This is a genomic window from Chryseobacterium sp. T20 (genome assembly GCF_047345655.1).
GTDB lineage: Bacteria > Bacteroidota > Bacteroidia > Flavobacteriales > Weeksellaceae > Chryseobacterium.
This window is the reverse complement of sequence record NZ_JBLFDU010000001.1, coordinates 667,609-691,693: the sequence shown is the minus strand read 5'-3', so window position 1 is coordinate 691,693 and position 24,085 is coordinate 667,609. Positions and strand designations below refer to the sequence as shown.

Here is a 24,085-nt window from a genome sequence, read left to right as displayed (position 1 = left end):
ACCGCTTTTTTATTGACCTATGGGCTTATTTTGAAATAGTTTAAACTTTTTTGAAACATTAAGATTGCATTAAGGTGTTTAGAGTATTAAGATGAGCTTCGCTTTAAGCTTAAAAATCAGAATTATTTATCTTAACTTAACTATGCTTTACTGCTTAAATCCTTCTTAATGGTTTAAGAAATATCCAATTTTTTTTGCTTAATGAAACGCTTTTGCGATCCTTTTTTAGAGAATTTAAAAGCTTTAGCGTTTCGTTTGCGTTTACAACCAGCTGCTACTGTTTAATAATCAATTTCTGACTATATGATTTCAGTTCCCCGGATTTTAGATTAATATAATAAACTCCGGCAGGAATCCCTGAAATATTAATTCCTTTGCCATTAATAATCTGATCCGTTTCCATCAATTTTCTTCCCTCCGCACTGATGATTTCCAGGGTTGCTTTTTTATCTTTCACTCCATCAATGAAAATTTCTTTGGAAGCAGGATTAGGATAAACTTTTACTGTTCCTAAAGTATTTTCATGAGTTCCTAAAGTTCCTGTAGATATTTTGAAAATTTTTCCATTGGTTAAATCTGCGACATACAATCCTTTCTGATAATCTTCTCCAAAAGTAGAAAAGTTATTTCCGGAATAAGGAGTCGTCCATGTAATGGCATTATTGGTATCCAGCATTCCGATCTGAGAAGAACAATAATCAGCAAAGAAATATTTCCCCTGAAGTGAAGGGTATTGGCTTCCTCTGTAGACGTAGCCGCCTGTGATAGAGCATTTTCCGCCAGAATGGTTATATACAGCAACAGGGAAGGTCATGGTGGACTGTGCAGCACATCCTGCCGTATTGTAAGCATTATTCCCTTCATAACAGCGCCAGCCATAATTTAATCCGGCTGTAGTAATGGGCATTTTGTTGATTTCTTCTATTGCTCCCTGGCCAACATCAGCAATCATGGCATTGCCGGTAGTCAGATCAAAAGAAAATTTCCAGGCATTTCGGAGACCATAAGCCCATATCTCGTCTGCACCATCCACTCCGGCTCCGGCAAAGGGATTGTCAGGCGGAATATTATAAGGTCCGGTAGCATCCACATCGATTCTCAGCATTTTCCCTAATAACATATTTTTATTTTGGGCATTATTATTCGGGTCGCCACCACTTCCTCCGTCTCCGGTGATGATCCAAAGCTTTCCGTCAGGGGCAAAATGAATGCTTCCTCCATTGTGATTGTCGAATGGTTTGGGAATATTCAACAGTATTTTTTCAGAGGCAGGATCTGCTACGTTTGGATCTGTTGAACTTACACTGTATCGGGCAACAATAATATTGCCTGAAAGATTGTTATAATACACAAAAAAATATCCTTTGGTAGAGTATTGGGGATGAAAGGCAAGACCGAGAAGGCCTCTTTCACCGCCGAAAGTAATTTTTGATCCGATATTCAGAAAGTTGGTAGTGTTAATAGTCCCATTGGGTTGAATAATTTTAATGATACCGTCCTGTTGAACCACAAAAAGTCGGCTGTCATTGGCGTTCGTAATCTCTACAGGGCTGGTAAGTCCTGTCACAAATTCTTCCAAATTAATGCTTTGAGAATTAATAATTAAGGAAGAAAAAATACTGATGCAAAAAAGTAATTTTTTCATAATATTTTGAGAGTTAGTGTGTTGGGGAAGTGAATGAAAATTTTATACCAATCATATTTTGAAGACTTCATTATGATAGTATGAAAAAATTGTTAAATCTTAAATAGAAATCACGATACCAATATATCTGAAAATAAACCATTTCTGTTGTTAAAAATTCATAAAATACAAGAAAATCATTATATTTGCCGACTTAATTTAACGTAGTTATAACAAAATGCAAGGAAAAGGACTTATTACAATTGTCGCTATTGTACTAGGGTTGATTTGCTTAAACGAGCTATTACCAACATGGTACGCCAGCAAAATTGAAAAGCAGGCGACTGCTATTGCAGGAGACAATCCGGAGAAGTATCAAAAAGAAATCGCAAGACTTTCTAAGGATACTTTGAATTTAGGATTCACAAAACTTTATTACACTAAAGCCAAAGACAAGGAAATGAAACTTGGTCTTGACTTGAAAGGAGGGATCAACGTTCTTTTGGAAATCAACCAGAGAGATCTTGTGAATGATTTAACCAATTATTCTACAAATCCTGTTCTTATTGAGGCTTTAAACAAAACTGATGAAGCACAGAAGAATTCTACTAAACCTTACATCGACAACTTCTTCGAGCAGTTCGATGTAATTAACAAAGCTAAAGGGACAAACCTTAAGTTGGCAGATCCGGAAATTTTCGGAAATACAACCCTTACTGAGGTGAAGTACAACACGCCTGATGAGCAGGTGAAAAGCATTGTTAAAAGAAAAATCGATGCATCTGTAGGAACAGCTTTCGAGGTAATCAGAACGAGAATTGACAAACTTGGAGCTATCCAGCCAAACGTTCAGAGAGTACCTGGTACAGCGAGAATTTCTGTGGAAATGCCTGGTATGAAGGACATCGATAAAGTGAAGAAAATGCTTCAGACTTCTGCAAAACTTCAGTTCTGGGAAGTACAGCAGGTTCCTGAAATTGCACCTTATTTCCAGACTTTGACAACTATGGTTGCTACAAAAGGAGATTCTATGGGAGTGGCAAAGAATGTGAACTTCATGAGCCTTTTACAGCTTGACAAATTAAGAACAAATGGTGTTGCTAACGTAAAATTATCTGATACTGCAGTTGTAAATAAAATCTTAAACAGCAAGGTAGGTCAGTCTTTACGTCCGGCTAACATTAAATATACACAGTTCATGTGGGGTTACAAACCTGAAGCTACAGATAGTGAAAGCTTAGTATTGTATGCGATCAGAGGTAACATCAACCAAAAAGCTCCGGTAGACGGTGCTGTGGAAACTGCTGCGATCAGCTACGATGAACTAAGCAGAGTAGTGGTAGATATGCAGATGGACTCTAAAGGAGCAAAAGAGTGGAAAACATTAACTGAGAAAAACGTAGGAAAACCAGTTGCCGTAACTCTTGATAACAGAGTATACACAGCTCCTAACGTTGTAAATGCTATCCCTAACGGTAGAACTCAGATCTCTGGTAACTTCTCTCAGGAAGAAGCTAAAGAATTGGTAGATGTGTTAGGTGCTGGTAAATTGCCTGCAGGTGCAAAAGTAGTTCAGGCTACTGTTGTAGGTCCATCTTTAGGACAAGAGGCTATTGATTCTGGTTTAATGTCGTTTATCATTGCATTTGCTATTATCATTGTTTATATCATTTTCTACTACGGTGGAGCTGGTGTATACGCGGTAATTGCGATGGTGATCAACTTATTCTATATTTTCGGTATTATGGATTCGGGTGACTTTACCCTTACGCTTCCAGGTATCGCGGGTATCGTTCTTACGATGGCAGTAGCGGTCGATACGAACGTTATCATTTATGAAAGAACTAAAGAAGAATTATTCGCTGGGAAAAGTATCCTTGAAGCTTACAAAGATGGTTTCAAACATGCATTAAACGCGATTATCGATGGTCACACTACGACTTTCCTAACGGCAGTTGTATTGTTCTTCTTCGGAACAGGGCCTATTAAAGGTTTTGCACTGACGTTGATGATCGGTATCTTAATGACATTATTTACGTCTGTATTGCTTTCAAGAGTAATGATTTTCTCAAGATTAAATAAAGGAAAAGGACTTTCTGTCTGGACTCCGGCTACGAAGAACCTATTCAGAAATACCTGGATCGATTTCATCGGAAAGAGAAAGTATGCTTACATCGTTTCTGCTGTTCTTACCGTTATTTGTGTGATTTCAATCGCAACGCACGGTTTCAAATACGGTATCGACTTTACCGGTGGTAGAAACTATGTGGTAAGATTTGATAAAGATGTAAAAGCTGAAGATGTTGAAGAAAAATTAGTAGCATTATTCAAAACTGAAGACGGTAAGAACTCTTCTGTAGAAGCTAAAACTTTCGGAAACAACAAACAATTAAAGATTTCTACCGATTACCTTATCGAAGATGAATCTTTAAAAGCTGACCAGATTATCGAACAGAAATTATTCGAAGGTTTAAAATCAAACTTACCGGCAGGAACTACATTGAAAGATTTCAAATCTGCTGATAAAGAACACGCAGGAATTATTTCTTCTGAGAAAGTAGGACCTTCTGTTGCTGATGATATCCAGACTCACGGTATCTATGCGGTATTAGCTGCATTAGCAATGATCTTCGTTTATATCTTGGTGAGATTTAGAAAATGGCAGTTCTCTCTTGGAGCAGTTGCTGCTCTATTCCACGATGCGGTAATTATTTTAGGAGCATATTCATTGCTTCACAAATATATGCCGTTCAACATGGAGATCAACCAGGATTTCATCGCTGCGATTCTTACTGTATTAGGTTACTCAATTAACGATACAGTAATTATCTTCGACAGAATTAGAGAATACCTGAGAGAGAAAAAATCTTTAACATTAGCAGGTCTTTTTGATGACTCTATTTCAAGTACATTGGGTAGAACATTCAACACCTCATTCACTACGATTTTGGTTATCCTTGCGATCTTCATCTTCGGTGGTGATAACTTGAGAGGATTCATGTTTGCGATGTTAATTGGTATTGGATTCGGTACTTATTCATCCATCTTTATTGCGTCTGCAATTGCTTACGACTTCCTTAAAACAGGGAAAGAAGAAGAGGTACATGGAAAATCCACTTCTGCTAAAGAAGAACTTGCTTCAAAGTAATACAAACTACAATAAATTAGTAAAGACCGTTTCGAAAGAAGTGGTCTTTTTTTATATACTTATCCTTTTTTTTCTTTTTGATCATTTCAAATGATAAATTGGGAATCTCACCCTAACTATTTGAAAGCTTTTGTTTTAAATGATTGAATTTTCATCTAGTTTTTAATTATTTTATCTGTTTTCTATTGGTAATTATTTATTAGTGTTTTTAAACCTTTTTTTTATAATTTATATTATAGATTTTACTTTTTTTAATGAGTTTTAATTGGAGTTATGTATAATAACTCTAATTTTAGAGAATAATTTGATTGTGTGTAATTGTTGAATAATAAAGGATTTTTGTGAGTTTATATGGAAATAATTATTTTATTTGAAAATTATTAAAAAATAAGAGTTTTATGTAGTGAAATATTTTATATTTATATAAAATAAAACAAAAATGAAAACCGAAAAATTATTCGTTGCTGTGGCATTATGTGCTGCTAGTTTCCTTATAGCACAGGTAGGAATTGGAACTCCTAATCCTGATAAAAGTGCTGCCTTAGATATTACGAATACCACTAAAGGTGTACTGATCCCGAGAATTTCCAATCTGTCAACAATAGTCACACCGGCCAACGGTTTGCTGGTTTATGATCTCCAAAGGCAGGCATTAACCCAGAATATCGGAACTCCTTCCAGTCCCAATTGGGTTCCTATCAGTGGTAATATTGTTAAGTTCTTCTATATGCCGTCCATCAGTATTGATACCTCTGTTTTAAGTACAGGAAGAACAAAAGACTTGTTCCAGCTTTATAAGGCTCAGTTTTCGGCCCCTAAGGTTTCGAGTACGGGAGCTCCAGGGGGAATCCCTTTCTTTGCTAATGCATCAGATTTGTATTATTATGTTACTGATTTCGACAATACCGTATTAAGCAATGTAAGCATTGATCCCAATGGCATATTGAAATATGATGTGGTAGGAACGGCAACGGCCTGCTCTTTTGTCAATATTGTATTTGTAATCAAATAATTTGAAGTGACATACAGTCATTATGATCATCCTTATCCAGGGATGAGTGTCTATCACGTATAATTAACTTTAAAAATTATTGATGATGAAAACAATTTCAATAGTACGCTGTTTGCTTATGGCCATAGGTCTTTTTGTATCAGGCAAAGTAATATCGCAGGAGATGGTTACCCTTCCCAATGGTGGATGTGGAAGATTATTGGATACCAATACTTCAAGTTCAAGTGATGGTGGTTTTCTTTGTTTCAGATTAGGAAAAGAAGCTGTTAATCCTAATAATATGACGGATACGGATGTCAACTCATATGCATCTTTGAAACCAGGAACTGGTGCCGGACTATTCTGTAGTATGTATATCGGGGTAGGAACTTCGGGAGCCGACTTTCAGGCTAATAAACCTGTTTATATTGATTTTGCTTCCGATGGATTCAATTTTAACCCAAGTTTTAATGGGGGTAATTTTGTCTTCTATAACAATGGTCAGGAAGTCTATCGTACAGGTATCAACGGGCATTTTTTCTTTGATTTCGGAGATAATCAGGAGCGAAGGATTATTAAAGTAATTCCTACGGCTGCATGGGATGAAGTGCAGCTGGCCTTCGGAGAAGCTATTGGTATTGGTTTTTCATTCAGTCAGATGAGAGTATATAATATCCTTTCCGAATATTATCTGGCACCTATGACCTATTTATCTCAGCCTACTGATAAAACAGTTGCTGCCGGAGGATCTACAACGATGACAGCGGTAATCAATAATACTTCTACAGATGAAACACCGGATAATATTACCTATCAGTGGCAGGTTCTTATCGGAAGTACATGGACTAATCTTGCAAATGGCTCCAACTATGCGAATGTCACTTCATCCACTCTTACTATTAATAATGTGCCTGCAGGATTTCACAATAATCAGTATAGAGTTGTTGCCAATTCCAGCTTTCATACCTGTTCTTTCCAGGCGATTTCTACTGTGGGACGACTTTTTGTCAACTCGGTAAACAGCCCGGGAACTATTGCTGCAGATCAAACAGTGTGTATGGATATCAGCAATGATCCCTCTGCGTTTAGTCAGACTACAGCAGCACAGGTAAGCGGTTCTGCGGAATATCAGTGGCAAAGTTCTCAGGATAATATAACGTTCACGAATATCACGAATGCCACATCTGCTGCGTATGATGCCCCGCCAATTACACAGACAACTTATTACCGTCGTGGAGTAAGATCTGTTCTGAATGGAAATACGACTGCTTATCAATACAGCAATGTAGTAAAAGTAACGGTAAAACAAAGTTGTCTTATTAAGTGTATCATAACCAACAGAATGATATATACGACATTGAACAGCAACTAATATAGGGTTCTAATTAAGAATAGTAACCTGTTTCAAATTCATTTTTGGAGCAGGTTTATTCTGTATGTTTGGCAGGAAAATGCAGGAAAAATAAAGCTATGGTAAATGTAATGTGTTATTTAATAGTATTTTAATCTTTTTGCTTTTTAAAATTTATATGAAGTATTCATAATTTAGAATCATTATTTTTCAGATTTGATTAATTTTGCACCATCATGGAAAATTCAAAGAAAAAAGCGGCTATAGGCTTCATATTTATTACTTTACTGATCGATATTACGGGATGGGGAATCATCATTCCTGTTGTTCCTAAATTAATTGAGGAACTTATTCATGCAGATATTAGTGAAGCCGCAAAATATGGTGGTTGGTTGGGATTTGCCTATGCATTTACACAATTTATATTCTCTCCGTTAGTAGGAAACCTTAGTGACAAATACGGACGAAGACCTATTATCCTGATTTCTCTTTTCGGATTTGCAGTAGATTATATTTTCCTTGCTTTAGCTCCCACCATCTGGTGGTTGTTTTTGGGAAGGATTATCGCAGGGATTACGGGTGCGAGTGTCACCACGGCCAGTGCTTACATTGCAGATATTTCCACGGATGAAGACAGAGCTAAGAATTTCGGGCTGATAGGCGCTGCTTTTGGGCTCGGATTTATCATAGGACCTGTTCTGGGTGGAGTTCTTGGACATTATGGAGCAAGAGTTCCTTTCTATGCTGCTGCAGGCCTGTGTCTGCTTAATTTCCTGTATGGCTATTTCATCCTTCCTGAAAGTTTGGATAAAGATAAAAGAAGAGAATTCGACTGGAAACGTGCCAATCCTATTGGTTCATTTAAATTTTTAGGGAAACACCCTGAAATTTCTGGATTGATCGTTTCTTTGATCTTAATTTATATTGCAGGTCATGCTGTACAGAGTAACTGGAGTTTCTTTACCATGTATAAGTTCAGCTGGACAGAAAGAATGGTTGGGATTTCATTAGGTGTAGTAGGTTTATTGGTAGGTCTCGTGCAGGGTGGTCTTATCCGATATACGACTCCAAGGCTGGGAGAACAGAAAAGTATTTATTACGGATTGGCTTTCTATGCGGTAGGAATGTTATTGTTTGCCTTTGCTTCAGAAGGCTGGATGATGTTTGTGTTTCTCGTACCTTATTGTTTAGGTGGAATCTGCGGACCAGCTTTACAGTCTGTCATCACGAAAAGTGTTCCTTCCAATGAACAGGGAGAACTTCAGGGAGCATTAACAAGCTTAATGAGTGCCACATCCATTATCGGACCTCCGATGATGACCAATTTATTTTACTATTTCACCCATGATGAAGCCCCTTTCAAATTTTCAGGAGCCCCTTTCTTTTTAGCCTTTGTTTTAATGGCGATCAGTGTGGTAATTACCTATTCTGCTTTTCAGAAAAAAAATAAAAAGTTAATTGATATAACTTCGGAAAAAGATTTTCACAAGCCATAGATTTGTTCTATTGATGAGATATAGGTGATTTTGGGTTACATCTTTCAATAATTTTACAATAGTGAAATAGTTTTACTTATTGTTGAAACAGGAAAAAAACAAATTATGAATACAGCAGACCTGGAAAAGTATTTTGAACGGATTCATTTCCCCGGAACTCCGGAGTTGAACATGGAAACATTGAAGAAAATACATCAGCTTCATCCTAAATATATTCCCTTCGAAAATATAGACTCTTATACTGGAAAAGTGCCTTCTTTGAAAGGAGATGATGTTTTCAGAAAACTGGTGATCGAATCCAGAGGAGGGTATTGCTATGAACAGAATCTGCTTTTAAGTGAAGTTTTAAAAACATTAGGATTCAATGTGAAACTCCAGCTTGGAAGAGTAGTGTGGGGAAGGCAGGAGGATAGTATTGCTGCACAGACGCATCTTTTGCTTATTGTCGATTTTGATGAAGATCAATATGTGGTAGATTGCGGATTTGGAACAGCCACACTCACTGCACCTGTACTTTTAAACGAAGAAGAGCAGCAGCAAACACCCAACGGAATATTTAAAGTTTCCCATAAAGAAGAAACCTTTACACTTTGGATGTGGAAAGAGCAGTGGCTTCCGGTGTATCGCTTTATTCCTGAGCATGTAGAACCTGTTGATCTTGATATTTCCAACTGGTATTTATCTACTCATCCGGATTCTCATTTTAAGAACAGGCTGATTCTTTCAAAAGTAGATGAGAATGCCCGTTATACCTACACAGACCATGTGCTGAATATCCGGACTGGTGATGGTGAAAAGGAGTCTATAACGATAGAAAATGATATACAGCTCTATGAAATATTGATTAATACTTTTGGACTTAAAGAAAACGCAATAGAAGCATTGAAGTCAAAAGTCAGAATCTGGTAGACTTACAAGTATACATACAATAAACGGGAAGCTCGCTGAGCTTCCCGTTTTGATTAAAATCTGATTTTTATGAAAATAACTATGGATAAAGGGATTTTGTCCCATTACTTACAATATTACTGCCCAATCCGGAGAATGATACAGAGAAATTAGTAGAGTTAAAGCTTAAAGAACCTGTAGGGGTACAAAGTCCCAGCGCATAGCGACATTGCCCGTAAGCTCCTGTCTTTTTGGTAATTTTACTTTCGCTTTTTGCTTTTCCTAAACTGATATATCCCCAGTCACTTACATCTGCATTAGACACCGTAGACCCTGAATAATAAATGGTAATCTGATATCCCGCTTCCCCTCGTTTAGAACCCCAAAGCCAGTTGGCTGTCCACCATTGTTTATACCATGTAGAAACCACTTTTGAAGCCTGATTGTTCGATGCTTCTGAATTTCCACGGGTGTCCATCATCACAAGACCTCCAAAGATATTATCCCAGATAATTCCTGAATCACCATAAAAACATAAGGTGGTAAATTTTCCGTTTTTGCTGTTCCAGGTTACTTCCATAACCTGGGTTCCTGGTTTTACTTCTTCGGTGATGGCTTCTTTTAATCCTTGTTGGGCGATTGTTAAATCCTCATCATGATACAAATCTCCAATTTTTCCGATTTTTACAGAAGATGGATCCATAATATTTCCGGATGCAATGAACTGATCTTTATCTGTAATCAGTTTTTTGGATAGTTCTACCCCTTGTTGGGTCGAAATTTTCCCCAATACAGCTACGCCAACAATCTGTAAATCATTTTTTAAATACGTTTCAAGATTTTTGGTAGATTCATTCAGTTGAAATTGTACTGCTTCAGGAACAAGCTGAGAAGAAGAAGGAGTAATCTCTTTTTTCAGTTCATCTATGGTTGTCTTAGCCTGAACCGTTTCCTGCTGGCTCATTTCGTTGTTTTCATTCTGGCAGCTGTAGAGCACCATTGCCGATAACACGGCGAAAACTTTAAAAGTAGTCACTAGTTTTTTCATAATTAATATTTATTTGGTTGTGTGTTATAAATATACAGAATTGTTGCGTAATTCTCATTGTTTTGAATTAAATATTTGTTAATTAATAAGTCGAGATTGCAGGTTTTAAGGGTTTGAGAGTTTGAGAGTGGGAGGGTTTGAGTTTAAAGTTGTGAGTAACCAAGAATAAAAGCCACCCGCAACCCATACCTCGCAACTCGCAACAAAATAAACTTGGAACTCATACCAATACCAGAAACTCGTCACTAAGCAACCTGCAACAAAATGAACTCGAAACCCGCAACCCGTCCACAAAACATTAAACCTTAAACTTTGAACTTCATTATAAAATCTTAAAATTTGTTTAAATTTTTAGTTTACATTCCATAAATGCAATAATCTTTCGTAATTTTACGCCATGGAATTAAGCATTGGAGAAATGGCACTCATTGCCATTGCAATCGTTGTATTATTCGGTCCGGATAAACTGCCTCAGATTGCGCGTGACTTAGGTGCAGGCGTTAGAAAGATGCGTGGAGCAGTAGAAGATATCAAAACTGAAATCATGAAGGAAACGGATAATCCTGTTTCTGAAATCAAACGTGAGATTGAAAAGGTAAAAGATGCTGCAAAGGATTTCAACCCGATGAATGATATTCAGAAAGATATTCTGACGGAACCTTCTTCAGTGGCTTCTAATGAGCCTCCAAAACCGAAGCCTGCAGATGATGAGACTTACGAAGGACCTGTAAGCAGATAACGATGGAGGAAATCATTCAGGAAGATAAGAAGGTATTTCTTTACCTTAATAATTTGGGCGATTCATCTTTCGACCAGTTTTGGATGCTGATTTCCAGTACCTGGATCTGGGTGCCTCTTTATATTATATTTCTTTACTTTTTATACAAAAACCACAAACTAAGATCATTAGTTTTTATCCTTATATTTTTGGCTATTGGAGCAACGGTTTCTGATCAGTTGGCCAGTGTTTTCAAATATGGTGTGGCAAGGTTGAGACCGTGTCATGATCCTACTCTGGAACATCATATGAGAATCGTGAAATGCGGTGGACAGTTTGGGTTTTATTCTGCTCATGCTTCCAATACATTCTTTTTGGCAGCCTTTTTAAGTATTTTATTAAAAAATAAGCTTAAATGGTTTCCATATGCTATATTTGTATGGGCTATAGTGGTTTCCTACAGCCGTATATATTTAGGAGTGCATTTCCCGATAGATATTTTGGTGGGGGCGTTTGTTGGATCTTTATTGGGAGTGATATTTGGTGCACTCGCCAAAAAAGTGATCAACAAACAAACTATAAATTCATGAAAAAAACTTTACTAGCCGTAATTTCCCTCTTTTTTGCTCTTAATTTCTATGCCCAGGATAAAAAACTGGCTGAAGAATGCTTCCAAAAAGCTGATTATAAATGTGCTGAAGAGCAATATTTAAAACTGGCAGAAAAAGAACAGATCCAAAAATTTCAATCGGAATATTACGATTATCTTGGAACAGCTCAGAGAAGGCTTGGAAAAACGACTCAGGCTTTTAAATCCTACGATTCTGCCCTGAAAGCAAATCCCTTATCCGTTTCTGTGTACGTCAATCTTTCATCGCTTTACAGCCAGAAAGGAAATAAGGTAAAAGCTTTGGAATATATAGAAAAAGGGCTTCAGGTGAATGCTGAAACTCCGGATTTGTATCTTACACGTTCCAAAATTTACGACAGTCAGGGAAAAAAAGAACTTGCACTCAAAGACCTTAATCAGATTCTGACGTTTGCTCCTGACAATCTTTTTGCAAAAACAGGGCTTGCCAATCTGAAAAAGAATAATGGTGATCTTGACGGAGCTTTAAAAGATTATAATAAACTTCTTGCTGAAAAACCTGAATCATTACTTTATAACGGCAGAGCAGATGTCTATTTTAAAATGAAAAAATATAAAGAAGCACTGGTAGATGCCAATAAAGCAATTTCCATAGACCCAAAATTTGCCCAATCTTATGTAAGTAAAGCCATGATTCTGATGGACACTTCCAAAATTAAGGAAGCTTGCGAAAATTTGGATAAAGCAGTGGCTTTAGGGTATGAAAAAGCAGTGCTGACTGATTCTTATGCTAAATGTGTAAAGAAATAAATTAAAAAATATTCTACCCAAATCATTTAAATAAATCCATACTAAAAAACGAAAGAGATAGAAAGATGTTGAATATTGTTCTTGTAGAGCCTGAAATACCTAATAATACAGGAAATATCGGAAGATTGTGTGTAGGAACCGAAAGCAGATTACACCTGATTCATCCGTTTGGATTTGTAATTAATGATAAAAATCTGAAACGTTCCGGATTGGATTATTGGGTGCATCTCGATGTTACTGAATATGCAGATGTGGAAGAATGGATTACAAGTATCCCTGATAGATCACGGGTGTTTTTAATGAGTTCACATGCTGAAAAATCATATCTGGAAACTGAATTTCAGGATGGAGACTGGTTGGTTTTCGGAAAGGAGAGTGTAGGATTGAGTAAAGAGGTCTTGGATCGTTTTGAAAATCATCTCACCATTCCTATGTCGAAACTCATCAGGAGCTTTAATATTGCTAATTCTGTAGCTTTTGTAGTGGGTGAAGCAAAGAGACAGATCAGTCTTAAATAAAAAAGAGATTTTTTCAAAAATGTCATTCTGAATGTAATGAAGAATCTCATGCTTTTGTTTATCAATGAGATTCTTCCTTCGTCAGAATGACAAAAAACAATTATTTGACTTTTGAGATAATACCTTTTCTTTTAATCGTTATGATAAGGTTTTCCCTGTAAAATCTGGTCAGCACGGTAAAGCTGTTCTACAATAAACAGACGGATCATCTGATGGGTAAAAGTCATTTTTGATAAGGACATTTTTTCATTGGCTCTGTTGTACATCTCTTCAGAAAAGCCATAAGCTCCTCCAATCAGAATATGTACTTTTTTTACGGAAGAATTCATCCAGGTATCAATTTTCTGAGAAAATTCACGGCTGGTAAACTGTTTTCCCTTTTCATCAAGAATCACCACCAGATCGTTTTTGTCAATATGGTTTAAGAATAACTTGGCTTCTTCCTTTTTAAGAAGGTCAGGGGATAGGTTTTTGGCATTTTTTACATCCGGAATTTCTGTGATTTCAAAATTCCAGTGTTTGGGTAAACGGTTGAGATAATAATTAATTAAAGAGGTAATTTCCTTATCGTCTGTTTTACCGATACAAAGTAAACTGATTCGCATTGTAAGAATTTTCAGAGTGCAAAGATAGGGTTTCGCGGCTAATTTGTTGCTGGTTTTTTGGTTGCAGTTTCGGGATTCAAGGTTATCTGTTTCGGGTTTCGGGATTCGAGTTGCAAGTTATGTTACCTTGAACCTTAGACAAAGAACCTTAAACTCTAAAGTCCTCCCACTCTCAAACTTTCAAACCCCTAATCCCTAAAACCTGTCACCTGCTACCTAACATCTACCCCCTATCTTTTCCCTATTTAATTTAATTCCCCTACCTTTGTATAAAGACAAACAGATCGATGAGTGTAAAGGTTCCTAAATTTATTTTAAAGATTCAAGAGTTTTTTGACAGCATTCATATTCCTGTTTTGGGAATATCGCTTTGGCAGATGTTTCAGATCTATATCTCCGGAATTTTTAAAGGAAAAATAGGAAGAAAAGCAGCTGCTATTTCGTGGAGCTTTACCATAAGCCTCTTTCCGTTTATTCTGTTTTTGCTTTCTGTACTGCCTCATATGCCACTATATGATGAACTTCAGTTCTATATTTTTGATGTGCTGATGCATAATGTTTTCCCTTCCAACATGGAAGGAGACGTGAAAGGATATATAGTAAGCAATATCATTCCAAACATGAAAGGAATCAGTAACCTGACCATTCTTCTGGCTCTTATTTTTGCGACCAATGGTACATTTTCCCTGATCAACGGTTTTAATGAAAATACAGATGAAAAATTAAGTGATGTAAAAGAGTTTATCCTTTCATTCTTTATCACCATAGGCTTTATTACCATTGTTTTTTTAACCCTGTTCGGAGTATATTATGCAGAGGTTGTAATGAAGCTTTTTACTCCGGCTTATGATGTAACGTGGCTTGTGGACAACCTTTCCAAAATTATCGGGTTTGTTTCTTTCCCACTTTTTTATTTTATACTTCTGACTTTATTTTACTGGCTGGGCACTGTGAAGATTACAAGATTCCGACAAGCGGTTCCGGGAGCTATTCTTACCACAGTATTGTTTGTGGTTACAACTTATATTTTTGCCATTTATGTAAAAGATATAGCCCGATATAATGTACTTTACGGATCCATCGGCAGTATGATTCTACTGATGGTTTGGGTGAATGTTAACGTATATCTCCTTTTATTCGGGAATGAGCTGAATATGGCGATCAGAAAACTCAGAATAGAAAAACTGTTGTCTGATGAGATCGAGAAAGAAGCCTCAGAATATCATGCCCAGATTACTGAACCTGATTTTGATAGTGATGAGGAACATAAAAGAAAATTGGAGAACCGGAAGAAAGATTAATTCTCTTCCAGTTCAGGGTTTTCTTTTGAGCTTACGCTGAGTATGGTAAATCCGGCAATGGCAGCAATAAAGGATGCAATCAGGATAGCAAACTTCGCTTCATCCTGAATTGGAATTTCTCCTTTAAAAGAAAGCAATGCAATAAAAATAGACATAGTAAACCCGATTCCGGCTAACAATCCTACACCAATCATCTGCAGCCAGTTACTGTTTTGAGGCAGGGAGCTGAGTTTTAATTTAATGGCTATCAAGGAGAATAAATTGATTCCGATCAGTTTACCCAATACTAATCCACAGATAATTCCCAATCCTAATGTACTTGTAACTCCTGCCACCATTTCACTGGAAAAAGTAATATTGGTGTTCGTTAAAGCAAATATTGGCATGATCAGAAAACTTACCGGAATATGAAGCTGATGCTCTAGTTTTTCCAATGGTGAAATTTCTACATTCGAAGCATTGGTAGGAATGGAAAATGCAAGCAAAACACCTGCTATCGTCGCATGAATTCCGGAATGATGAAGGAAGTACCATAAAAACAGTCCCGGAATGATGTAAAATATTGTTTTGGTTACTTTTAAAAAATTTAAAATAAAAAGTAGGGCAGTCACTCCAAAAGATAGGAGAAGATAGCTCCAGTGGATTTGCTCTGTATAGAAAATCGCAATCACGAGGATCGCTCCCAGGTCATCTACAATAGCTAATGCCGCCAAAAATATCTTGATAGAATTAGGAATCTTTTTACCTAACATTGAAATGATAGCCAGGGAAAATGCAATATCGGTTGCCATAGGAATTCCCCAACCATTGCTGTATTCCGTTCCTGTATTGAAAATGCTGTAGATTACTGCAGGAACAAGCATTCCGCCTACTGCTGCAAAAATAGGAAGGGAGGCATTTTTAAAGGATGACAATTCACCTTCTACAAGTTCACGTTTTATTTCAAGGCCTACCAAAAGGAAAAATACGGCCATAAGTCCATCATTGATCCAGATGCTGACAGGATATTCCAAACCAAAAAGATGAGTGCCTACTTCCTGGTCTAAAAAATGCTGAAAGTTCTCTGCAGCAGACGAATTGGCAATAAGCAATGAAATAAGCACACAGAAAATAAGAATAATTCCTGAGGACTGACTGTTGTTGAAAAATTTTTTAAAATAAAGAGATAAATTCATGTTTACGATTGTACTCGTCTCACTCTGGAAACACCATTAATATTTTTAAGTTTTTTAAAGGTCTCTTCTAACTGACCTTTATTTTTGACTTCGAGGTTGATATTTCCTGTGAAAACACCATTGTTGGATTCAATAGACATACTTTTCATATCCATTCCCATACTTCCACTGATGACAGTTGTAATATCATTAATCATCCCCATTCTGTCAAGTCCTTCAATTTCAATTTTTACTCTGTTTTTGAAGCTTTCCGCATTCACCCATTTGGCTGGAATAACACGGTAATCATACTGTGCTCTCAGATTGATGGCATTCGGGCAGTTGTCACTGTGAACCTTGATTCCATCTGAAATCGTGATGAATCCGAAGATTTTATCTCCAGGAATCACGGTACAGCATTTTGCATACGTGTAGTTAAGCTTCTCTTCGTCCTTCCCAAAGACAATCATGTCAAGGTTTTCCTCTTTCGGATCCTCGAAATGCTGATTTTTATTAGGCGATTTTCTGAATCTTGAAAGTAAGTTATTGAATACGTTTTTACTTTCTATATATTTTCTCAGGCTGCTTACATCCAGCTCATTACTTTGGAATTTAAGGAAGAGCTCCTGAGATGATTTTAAATTAAAGAACTTCTGAAGCTTATTAATTTCTTCATCATTAAAATTGATTTTCGCATGACGAAGTTTTCTCTGCAGAATTTCTTTTCCTTCTTCTACCAATTGGTTTTTCTGAGAGTTCAGATAACTTTTAATCTTGGATTTGGCTTTCGAAGTTACTACGAATTCCAGCCAGTCAGATTTTGGCTTCTGATTCTGTGAAGAAAGAATGTCTACCTGATCTCCGTTTTGAAGAATGTAGGAAATAGGAACCAGTTTTCCATTGATTTTGGCGCCTAAACATTTCATTCCCAGATCGGAGTGAACAGAGAAGGCAAAATCCAGAGCGGTAGCATTAGTCGGAAGGATTTTAATTTCTCCTTTTGGAGTAAATACAAATACTTCTTTCGAATATAAATTAAGTTTAATATTATCCAAAAGTTCCGAAGTAGAAAGGTTCTGCTGCTGTTCTAATACTTCGCGGATTTCGGTCACCCATTTTTCAAAGTTTCTGTCATCAGAACTCTGCTTGTAACCTTCTTTATATTTATAGTGAGCAGCAACTCCTTTTTCAGCAATTTCATCCATTCTTTCCGAACGGATCTGTACTTCAATCCACTTTCTGTCTGGCCCTAAAACGGTTAAATGCAAACTTTCATATCCTGTAGAACGGGGCTGTGTAATCCAGTCACGCATTCTTGAAGGGTTGCTGTGGTATACGTCCGTAACGATAGAGTAGATCTTCCACGCCAGGAATTTTTCATTTTTTGCATCCGATTTATAAATAATCCTGATGGCGTAATTATCAAAAACTTCTTCAAAGGAAACTCCCTGTTTCAGCATCTTTCTGTAAATGGAAGAGATCGCTTTTGCGCGGCCTTTGATTTTAAAGTTTAAGCCTTCTTCATGAAGTCTTTCAGATACTTCTTTCTTAAACTCTTCGATATATCTTTCACGGCTTTCTTTGGCCAATTCCAACTTTTCCGTGATCTCGTTATAGACTTCAGGGCTATTATATTTTAAGGAAAGATCTTCAAGCTCAGATTTGATGTTGTACAATCCAAGACGGTGAGCCATTGGAGCATAGATGTAAACCGTTTCGGAAGCAATTTTTTTCTGCTTGTCCGGAGCCATGCTTTCCAGAGTCCTCATATTATGGAGACGGTCAGCAATTTTAATCAGAATAACCCTGAAATCCTCAGATAATGTCAATAACAGCTTTCTGTAGTTTTCAGACTGCACAGAGATATTCTGATGGTTCATGATGGAAATTTTGGTCAGTCCATTCACGATATTGGCAATCTTCTCACCAAAGATTTTCTTCAGATCTTCGTAGGTATAATCGGAATCTTCAATCACGTCATGCAAAAGCGCACAGGCAATAGAAGTAGCACCCAGACCAATCTCTGTTGCTACAATCTTAGCAACAGCAATAGGGTGGTAGATGTAAGGTTCTCCGGATTTTCTCCTTTGATCCTTGTGGGCATCCAGCGCAATATCGAATGCCTTTCGGATGAGTTTGTTGTTTTCCTCATCCAATGTTCTGTATGTGTTAGAAATCAGGTCCTTATATCGGGCAAGGATCTCTTTATTCTCTTGTTCTAAATCGTAGCTCATTTGTGCACATGCCTATAATTAGACGAAAATACGAAATTTTTTAGTTTTTTCAAACATAAAAGATCCGCAGTATACACTACGGATCTTCGGCTATTAGATTTTATATCGATTAGAATTTCACTTCAGAATTCATACCGTCACTTGATGTTTTGATTTTAATATCAGGGCTGCTGTGGATTTCAGCTCTGTTTCTTGCATCAATATACTTTTTGATGGTATCGTAATTGGTTTCATTGATCTTCATGTTTTCAAATAGATAGGATTTCAATGCTGCATTCTGAACAAATGCATTTCGTGCAAGGTCAATCTGATTAAGATCATTAACGGTAACACTTGCCAAATATTGGGAATTACCGGAACCATCATTAAGGTATACAATGTAATCTGAAGTTCCGAATCCTGAATTTTCCAGATCACTTTCCAGTTTTTTGTAGTCGCTGTGATGACCAAATACTCCAGCTAATATATGTGACATAGTTAATTGGTTTTAAAGTTCTCATTAAAGTTAGTAATAATTTTCTGATTATCATTGCATTTGAGTCAATATAATTTGTTAATTAACATTCAGTTTTCAATAGATAATGATAATGTTTAAGAATAGTTATTGAACGGGTGTTTAATTTTAACAATTGGATAATATGCGTCTTTTTGAAACCTTGAGACTTCTTTCGTTTTGTTTTCCATTTGAAAACATAAGATTATAAACAAAAAACCTCACAAATTGCGAGGTTTTTGGTTTATTTGCCAAAGGCAAGGATTTGTGCGGTAGCGGGGGAGTGGTCTTTTTCTTAGGATAAATTCCCGCTCCTTTTATTTTTTCACCTGCCACACGAAAGGATTCGTGCGGTAGCGGGGATCTTAATCTGTCCGTTTCCTCTAAGAAGTCTAATTTGTCTATATCCACAGGTATAGTTTTCAAAATTATAGCTTTTGTCATTTATAGTAATAACATCATCAATAAAAGCAGCATTATTAAAAAATAATAAGACTTCATCATCTTTTTTAAGAAATTCTTTTGGAATATTTTCCAAATAAGATTTGTATGCAGCACTATCTGTTGCTGTTGCTTTCGTTTTATCCTGATAATAAAAATTAATATTATTTTGTGCAGAGCAACTATTGTTGGCCAGTAAAACCATTATTAAAAAAAATACTATTTTCATTATTTTTTTATTTTTAGGTAATCTAAATGAGTTAGCTTTAACAGTTTCTTCCATCTTCTTTATTTGATTTTTATTAAATTCTGTTCCCAACCCTGCTACCGCACGAACCCTTTTGTGTGATTTAAAACCATAGATCAAAACATCAGATTGAATTCCAAAAAAACTTTTCTTTTTTAATGATCCTACATTTTTAACAGAAGCTGTTTTCTTCTTTACTATTTTTAGTATTAAATAATTGCAAGTTACAAATTCATAAAGAATCTAGAATTATCAAAACTTGTAAAGTACTGAGAGTAATTAAGAAGCCCTGAAAATGACTTCCAGAGCTTCTATTGGTTAAAAAATTGATAAAATTTATATTCTTTCGTTTTTGATTTCCTCTACAATTTCAGGATTTAAAAGCGTACTGATATCTCCGAAATTACTGAAGTCACCTTCTGCAATTTTTCTCAGGATTCTACGCATAATTTTTCCGGAACGTGTTTTTGGAAGACCGGAAACGAACTGTATCTTGTCCAGTTTTGCAATAGGTCCGATTTGATCTGAAATCAGTTGGTTGATTTCTTTTTTCAGATTTTCCTTATCACGTCCTTCTCCGGTTTCTTTAAGCATCACATAACCATATAATGCATTTCCTTTGATATCGTGAGGGTAGCCCACAATAGCAGACTCCGCTACGGCAGGATGCTGGTTGATACTGTCTTCAATAGGTGCTGTTCCAAGGTTGTGCCCAGAAACAATGATGACATCATCTACACGGCCTGTAATTCTGTAATAGCCGACTTCATCCCTTAAAGCACCATCTCCGGTAAAATATTTTCCAGGAAATGCGGTGAAATAAGTCTCTTTATATCTTTGGTGGTCACCCCAGATGGTTCTTGCAATTCCCGGCCATGGAAAACGGATACAAAGGTTTCCAGTCACCTGATTTCCTGTAATTTCATTTCGTTTATCATCCATTAATACAGGTTGTACACCAGGCAATGGGAGAGTGGCATAAGTAGGTTTGGTAGGTGTCACAAAAGGAAGTGGCGAAATCATAATTCCTCCTGTTTCCGTTTGCCACCATGTGTCTACAATCGGACATTTTTTCTTTCCGACATGGTCGTTGAACCAATGCCATGCTTCATCATTGATAGGTTCTCCTACAGATCCGATTACTTTCAGAGAGCTCAGATCATGTTTATCTACCCATTCCGCACTTTCTTTCGCTAAAGAACGGATAGCAGTAGGAGCAGTATAAAACTGAGTGATTTTATGTTTTTCAATCACTTCCCAGAAACGATCCGGTTCAGGATAAGTAGGTACGCCTTCAAAGATTACGGTGGTTGCTCCGTTCAATAACGGCCCGTAAAGAATATAAGAGTGTCCTGTAATCCATCCGATATCTGCGGTACACCAATAAATATCATTTTCCTTATAATTGAAGACGTTTTTGAAGGTGTAGGCAGTGTACACCATATAGCCTGCACAGGTATGAAGCATTCCTTTAGGTTTTCCTGTAGATCCTGAAGTGTAAAGAATGAAAAGCGGATCTTCAGAATCCATAATGACGGTAACGAAATCTGCAGAAGCTTTCTCATATAAATCAGCCATCCAGTAATCTCTTCCTTCCTTCATGGTAATTTCATTGTGGGTTCTCTTTACGACAAGAACTTTCTCGACAGTCGGCGTTTTTTCCAGAGCATCATCCACAATCGTTTTCAGATCCAGAACTTTATTTCCTCTGTAGCTTCCGTCTGATGTGATGACCATTTTGGCTTCACAGTCATTGACTCTTGAAGCGACTGCTGAAGCTGAGAATCCTGCAAAAATAACGGAATGTACAGCTCCCAGTTTTGCACAGGCAAGCATAGTAATGGCGAGTTCAGGAATCATGGGAAGATAAATACAGACTCTGTCTCCCTTTTCAATCCCCATATCGCGTAAAATATTGGCTGTTTTATTAACGCGTGTATACAGTTCATTGTAAGAAATATGCTGTGCTTCTTCTTTAGGATCGTTAGGTTCCCAAATGATGGCTGTTTTTTCTCCTCTTATGGTAAGGTGTCTGTCGATACAGTTTTTAGTAATATTGAGTTTTGCGTTCTTGAACCAGGTGATCTTCGCTTCATTCATATCGTACTTAACAACCTTGCTCCATCTTTGATACCACACGAAGTTTTGATCCGCTACCTTATCCCAGAATTTTTTAGGATTTTTGATAGACTTCTTATAGTCTTCAAAATATTGTGGTAAATCTTCTATTAAGTAATTTCTCATATCCCTTTCGTTTTTATTGATTTTATTTTGATAATTTTTTATGTTTTGATTTTTAAGCCATTAAATTTTAAATGGAACTTGTTTAACATTTTTTGAACCATTAAGATTGCATTAAGGCGTTTAGAGTATTAAGATGAGCTTCGCTTTAAGCTTAAAAATCAGAAGGATTTATCTTAACTTAACTATGCTTTACTGCTTAAATCTTTCTTAATGGTTTAATTTTTTTATTGAATTAAACATGTATTTAAATTTAAGTTTAATTTCTTGTTCAGCCTCTATATTCCTTGATTTTTTCCTGAATTTCATCAATGATTTTTTCATCATCAATGGTGGATGGAATCTGAAAATCTTTTCCATCAAGCAGTGTTCTTATAAGTTTTCTTAAAATTTTTCCTGATCTTGTCTTAGGTAAGCGCTTGACAACCATTGCGTTTTTCAGAAAAGCCACTGCTCCGATTTTGTTGCGGACCATCTGGATAATATCTTTTTCAATGTCTTCTTCAGAAATAGTTGAACCATTCTTTACAACAACTGTGGCAAAAGGAACCTGTCCTTTTAAATCATCATCAATACCGACCACCGCACATTCTGCAACATCAGGATGTGAAGAAACAATTTCCTCCATTTCAGAAGTGGAAAGTCTGTGTCCCGCTACATTGATCACATCATCCACTCTTCCAGTAATGAAAATATAACCATCTTCGTCCTGAATGGCACCATCTCCAGAAAAATAATATCCTTTATACTGAGACAAATAGCTGCTTTCAAAACGGCCATAATCTTTCCATATTCCAAGCATGGCTCCGGGTGGAAGAGGAAGTTTGATCACCAGATAGCCTTCATGGTGAGGATCAAGTTCCAATCCGTTTTCATCGAAGATTTTAATATCATATCCTGGAACAGGTTTTCCTGCGGATGCTCTTTTGATCTGATAATTTTCATCATGTGTCAATAATCCCAGCATTGGCCAGCCGGATTCTGTCTGCCACCAGTGATCTATTGCCGGAATGCCAATATTTTCTGCAAACCAATCCAAAGTGGCAACATCGCATCTTTCACCAGCCAGAAACTGCTTTTTGAAATGTGACAAATCGTATTTTTTTACCAGTTCTCCGTTTGGATCTTCTTTTTTAATCGCTCTGATGGCGGTAGGCGCTGTAAACATCACCGAAACTTTATATTCTGAAATGATTCTCCAGAAAGTACCTGCATCAGGAGTCATAATCGGTTTCCCTTCAAAAATTATCGTTGTATTTCTGTTGATTAATGGTCCGTATACAGAAAAACTATGTCCTACAGCCCATCCAAAGTCTGAAGCTGCCCAATAGGCTTCTCCCGGTTCTACACCATAAACATAAGTCATTGAAAACTGTAATGCAGTGGCATAACCTCCGGTGTCACGGACGATGCCTTTAGGTTTTCCGGTAGTTCCTGAGGTGTAAAGCAAATAAAGCGGATGAGTAGATTCTACAGAAATGCAGGCTACGGGAGAAGATTTTTCTACCAGTTCTTCATAATCAATAAGCCCTTCGAACATTTCATCCTGATTATCTACTAATTTTCTGTTGTATACAATGATGTTGTCTACTTTATCCTGTGCCAGTTCAATTGCTTTTTCTACCAGTGGCAGATAGGGAATTCTCTTCGCAATTTCCACACCGGCTGTGGCGGTAATTAAAACTTTAGGTTTGCAGTCGTCAATTCTTACAACTAATTCATGGGGAGCAAAGCCTCCAAAAACCACATTATGAATAACCCCGATTCTTGCACAGGCAAGCATAGCAAAAAGTGTCTGCGGAATCATCGGCATATAAATAACGGCTGTATCTCCTTTATTTAATCCCAGAGAAACCAATCCTCCTGCCAGTTTTGCAATTTCCTCTTTAGCCTGATGGAATGTGTAGGTTTTCTTCTGGTTGGTTACAGGAGAATCGTAAACAATTGCCACCTGATCTCCGAAACCGTCTTCAATGTGTTTGTCAATGCACAAATAGCACATATTGAGTTTTCCGTCCGAAAACCATTGTGGGTAATCGTTGTCACCATTTGAAAGAATCTGTTGTGGAAACTCAAACCATCTGATTTCTTCTGCCTGTTCTTTCCAGAAATCTTCTTTGTTTTCTATACTTTGTTTAAATAAGGTATCTATATTCATATCAATATCAAGGTCAATAGTTGTGTTTAG

Annotated in this window: 19 protein-coding genes; 10 read left to right on the top strand and 9 right to left on the bottom strand. The window is 36.8% G+C overall.

Annotated features, from left to right (window positions below; translation table 11 throughout):
- Window positions 1-274: 274 nt before the first annotated feature.
- Window positions 275-1,645, bottom strand: coding sequence for a PQQ-dependent sugar dehydrogenase (locus tag ACMA47_RS03135; RefSeq protein WP_413928639.1), 1,371 nt, complete (start codon window positions 1,643-1,645; stop codon window positions 275-277).
- 217 nt (window positions 1,646-1,862) lie between these two features.
- On the opposite strand from ACMA47_RS03135, the gene secD reads away from it, so the two are divergent.
- From secD to ACMA47_RS03110, 5 genes are all read left to right on the top strand, one after another.
- Complete coding sequence (gene secD / locus ACMA47_RS03130) at window positions 1,863-4,772, top strand: protein translocase subunit SecD (RefSeq protein ID WP_413928638.1); 2,910 nt, start codon at window positions 1,863-1,865, stop codon at window positions 4,770-4,772.
- Between the two features lie 439 nt (window positions 4,773-5,211).
- Window positions 5,212-5,784, top strand: coding sequence for a hypothetical protein (locus ACMA47_RS03125; RefSeq protein ID WP_413928637.1), 573 nt, complete (start codon window positions 5,212-5,214; stop codon window positions 5,782-5,784).
- A gap of 82 nt (window positions 5,785-5,866) precedes the next feature.
- On the top strand, window positions 5,867-7,135 hold the full coding sequence (locus tag ACMA47_RS03120) for a hypothetical protein (RefSeq protein ID WP_413928636.1): 1,269 nt from the start codon (window positions 5,867-5,869) through the stop codon (window positions 7,133-7,135).
- Between the two features lie 215 nt (window positions 7,136-7,350).
- Window positions 7,351-8,610 carry a TCR/Tet family MFS transporter gene (locus tag ACMA47_RS03115; protein ID WP_413928635.1) on the top strand — a complete coding sequence of 420 codons (1,260 nt, stop codon included), beginning with the start codon at window positions 7,351-7,353 and terminating at the stop codon, window positions 8,608-8,610.
- A 105-nt stretch (window positions 8,611-8,715) separates the two neighbouring features.
- Window positions 8,716-9,519 (top strand): arylamine N-acetyltransferase family protein, encoded by an 804-nt coding sequence (locus ACMA47_RS03110; protein ID WP_413928634.1) that lies wholly within the window; start codon window positions 8,716-8,718, stop codon window positions 9,517-9,519.
- 79 nt (window positions 9,520-9,598) lie between these two features.
- Here the strand turns inward: ACMA47_RS03110 and ACMA47_RS03105 are convergent, their stop codons facing one another.
- Window positions 9,599-10,546 carry a hypothetical protein gene (locus ACMA47_RS03105; RefSeq protein ID WP_413928633.1) on the bottom strand — a complete coding sequence of 316 codons (948 nt, stop codon included), beginning with the start codon at window positions 10,544-10,546 and terminating at the stop codon, window positions 9,599-9,601.
- A gap of 397 nt (window positions 10,547-10,943) precedes the next feature.
- Between ACMA47_RS03105 and ACMA47_RS03100 the strand changes: the two genes are divergently transcribed.
- The 4 genes from ACMA47_RS03100 (at window position 10,944) to ACMA47_RS03085 (ending at window position 13,181) form a co-directional block, all read left to right on the top strand.
- Complete coding sequence (locus tag ACMA47_RS03100) at window positions 10,944-11,285, top strand: twin-arginine translocase TatA/TatE family subunit (RefSeq protein ID WP_034696279.1); 342 nt, start codon at window positions 10,944-10,946, stop codon at window positions 11,283-11,285.
- A 2-nt stretch (window positions 11,286-11,287) separates the two neighbouring features.
- The gene (locus ACMA47_RS03095; protein WP_253317225.1) at window positions 11,288-11,854 is read left to right on the top strand and encodes a phosphatase PAP2 family protein; all 567 of its coding nucleotides are present in this window, start codon (window positions 11,288-11,290) and stop codon (window positions 11,852-11,854) included.
- Entirely contained in the window at window positions 11,851-12,663 is an 813-nt protein-coding gene (locus ACMA47_RS03090) for a tetratricopeptide repeat protein (protein WP_413928632.1), read from the top strand. The genes ACMA47_RS03095 and ACMA47_RS03090 overlap by 4 nt, the downstream gene beginning before the upstream one ends.
- 65 nt (window positions 12,664-12,728) lie before the next feature.
- Complete coding sequence (locus tag ACMA47_RS03085) at window positions 12,729-13,181, top strand: tRNA (cytidine(34)-2'-O)-methyltransferase (RefSeq protein WP_413928631.1); 453 nt, start codon at window positions 12,729-12,731, stop codon at window positions 13,179-13,181.
- Between the two features lie 131 nt (window positions 13,182-13,312).
- On the opposite strand, the gene ACMA47_RS03080 is transcribed toward ACMA47_RS03085, so the two are convergent.
- Window positions 13,313-13,786, bottom strand: a complete 474-nt coding sequence (locus ACMA47_RS03080) for a 23S rRNA (pseudouridine(1915)-N(3))-methyltransferase RlmH (protein ID WP_413928630.1) — start codon at window positions 13,784-13,786, stop codon at window positions 13,313-13,315.
- A 287-nt stretch (window positions 13,787-14,073) separates the two neighbouring features.
- Here ACMA47_RS03080 and ACMA47_RS03075 point away from each other — a divergent pair, with 287 nt between their 5' ends.
- Window positions 14,074-15,087 carry a YihY/virulence factor BrkB family protein gene (locus tag ACMA47_RS03075; RefSeq protein WP_034696274.1) on the top strand — a complete coding sequence of 338 codons (1,014 nt, stop codon included), beginning with the start codon at window positions 14,074-14,076 and terminating at the stop codon, window positions 15,085-15,087.
- On the opposite strand, the gene nhaA is transcribed toward ACMA47_RS03075, so the two are convergent.
- The 6 genes from nhaA to ACMA47_RS03045 form a co-directional block, all read right to left on the bottom strand.
- Complete coding sequence (gene nhaA / locus ACMA47_RS03070; protein ID WP_034696273.1) at window positions 15,084-16,262, bottom strand: Na+/H+ antiporter NhaA; 1,179 nt, start codon at window positions 16,260-16,262, stop codon at window positions 15,084-15,086. The two genes, ACMA47_RS03075 and nhaA, sit on opposite strands and share 4 nt — an antisense overlap.
- 2 nt (window positions 16,263-16,264) lie before the next feature.
- On the bottom strand, window positions 16,265-18,475 hold the full coding sequence (locus ACMA47_RS03065) for a RelA/SpoT family protein (RefSeq protein WP_047431903.1): 2,211 nt from the start codon (window positions 18,473-18,475) through the stop codon (window positions 16,265-16,267).
- Between the two features lie 109 nt (window positions 18,476-18,584).
- A complete protein-coding gene (locus ACMA47_RS03060) occupies window positions 18,585-18,950 on the bottom strand; it encodes a hypothetical protein (RefSeq protein WP_079241209.1) in 366 nt (121 codons plus the stop codon).
- A 343-nt stretch (window positions 18,951-19,293) separates the two neighbouring features.
- Window positions 19,294-19,692, bottom strand: coding sequence for a hypothetical protein (locus ACMA47_RS03055; RefSeq protein ID WP_413928629.1), 399 nt, complete (start codon window positions 19,690-19,692; stop codon window positions 19,294-19,296).
- A gap of 300 nt (window positions 19,693-19,992) precedes the next feature.
- Window positions 19,993-21,921 (bottom strand): acetate--CoA ligase, encoded by a 1,929-nt coding sequence (gene acs, locus ACMA47_RS03050; protein WP_413928972.1) that lies wholly within the window; start codon window positions 21,919-21,921, stop codon window positions 19,993-19,995.
- Between the two features lie 247 nt (window positions 21,922-22,168).
- Entirely contained in the window at window positions 22,169-24,055 is a 1,887-nt protein-coding gene (locus ACMA47_RS03045; RefSeq protein ID WP_413928628.1) for an AMP-binding protein, read from the bottom strand.
- Between the last annotated feature and the right edge of the window lie 30 nt (window positions 24,056-24,085).

Bases quoted from the DNA above. Each gene is read 5' to 3' on its own strand.
- ACMA47_RS03135 (WP_413928639.1), bottom strand. From the start codon at position 1,645: ATGAAAAAATTACTTTTTTGCATCAGTATTTTTTCTTCCTTAATTATT.
- secD (WP_413928638.1), top strand. From the start codon at position 1,863: ATGCAAGGAAAAGGACTTATTACAATTGTCGCTATTGTACTAGGGTTG.
- ACMA47_RS03125 (WP_413928637.1), top strand. From the start codon at position 5,212: ATGAAAACCGAAAAATTATTCGTTGCTGTGGCATTATGTGCTGCTAGT.
- ACMA47_RS03120 (WP_413928636.1), top strand. From the start codon at position 5,867: ATGATGAAAACAATTTCAATAGTACGCTGTTTGCTTATGGCCATAGGT.
- ACMA47_RS03115 (WP_413928635.1), top strand. From the start codon at position 7,351: ATGGAAAATTCAAAGAAAAAAGCGGCTATAGGCTTCATATTTATTACT.
- ACMA47_RS03110 (WP_413928634.1), top strand. From the start codon at position 8,716: ATGAATACAGCAGACCTGGAAAAGTATTTTGAACGGATTCATTTCCCC.
- ACMA47_RS03105 (WP_413928633.1), bottom strand. From the start codon at position 10,546: ATGAAAAAACTAGTGACTACTTTTAAAGTTTTCGCCGTGTTATCGGCA.
- ACMA47_RS03100 (WP_034696279.1), top strand. From the start codon at position 10,944: ATGGAATTAAGCATTGGAGAAATGGCACTCATTGCCATTGCAATCGTT.
- ACMA47_RS03095 (WP_253317225.1), top strand. From the start codon at position 11,288: ATGGAGGAAATCATTCAGGAAGATAAGAAGGTATTTCTTTACCTTAAT.
- ACMA47_RS03090 (WP_413928632.1), top strand. From the start codon at position 11,851: ATGAAAAAAACTTTACTAGCCGTAATTTCCCTCTTTTTTGCTCTTAAT.
- ACMA47_RS03085 (WP_413928631.1), top strand. From the start codon at position 12,729: ATGTTGAATATTGTTCTTGTAGAGCCTGAAATACCTAATAATACAGGA.
- ACMA47_RS03080 (WP_413928630.1), bottom strand. From the start codon at position 13,786: ATGCGAATCAGTTTACTTTGTATCGGTAAAACAGACGATAAGGAAATT.
- ACMA47_RS03075 (WP_034696274.1), top strand. From the start codon at position 14,074: ATGAGTGTAAAGGTTCCTAAATTTATTTTAAAGATTCAAGAGTTTTTT.
- nhaA (WP_034696273.1), bottom strand. From the start codon at position 16,262: ATGAATTTATCTCTTTATTTTAAAAAATTTTTCAACAACAGTCAGTCC.
- ACMA47_RS03065 (WP_047431903.1), bottom strand. From the start codon at position 18,475: ATGAGCTACGATTTAGAACAAGAGAATAAAGAGATCCTTGCCCGATAT.
- ACMA47_RS03060 (WP_079241209.1), bottom strand. From the start codon at position 18,950: ATGTCACATATATTAGCTGGAGTATTTGGTCATCACAGCGACTACAAA.
- ACMA47_RS03055 (WP_413928629.1), bottom strand. From the start codon at position 19,692: ATGGAAGAAACTGTTAAAGCTAACTCATTTAGATTACCTAAAAATAAA.
- ACMA47_RS03045 (WP_413928628.1), bottom strand. From the start codon at position 24,055: ATGAATATAGATACCTTATTTAAACAAAGTATAGAAAACAAAGAAGAT.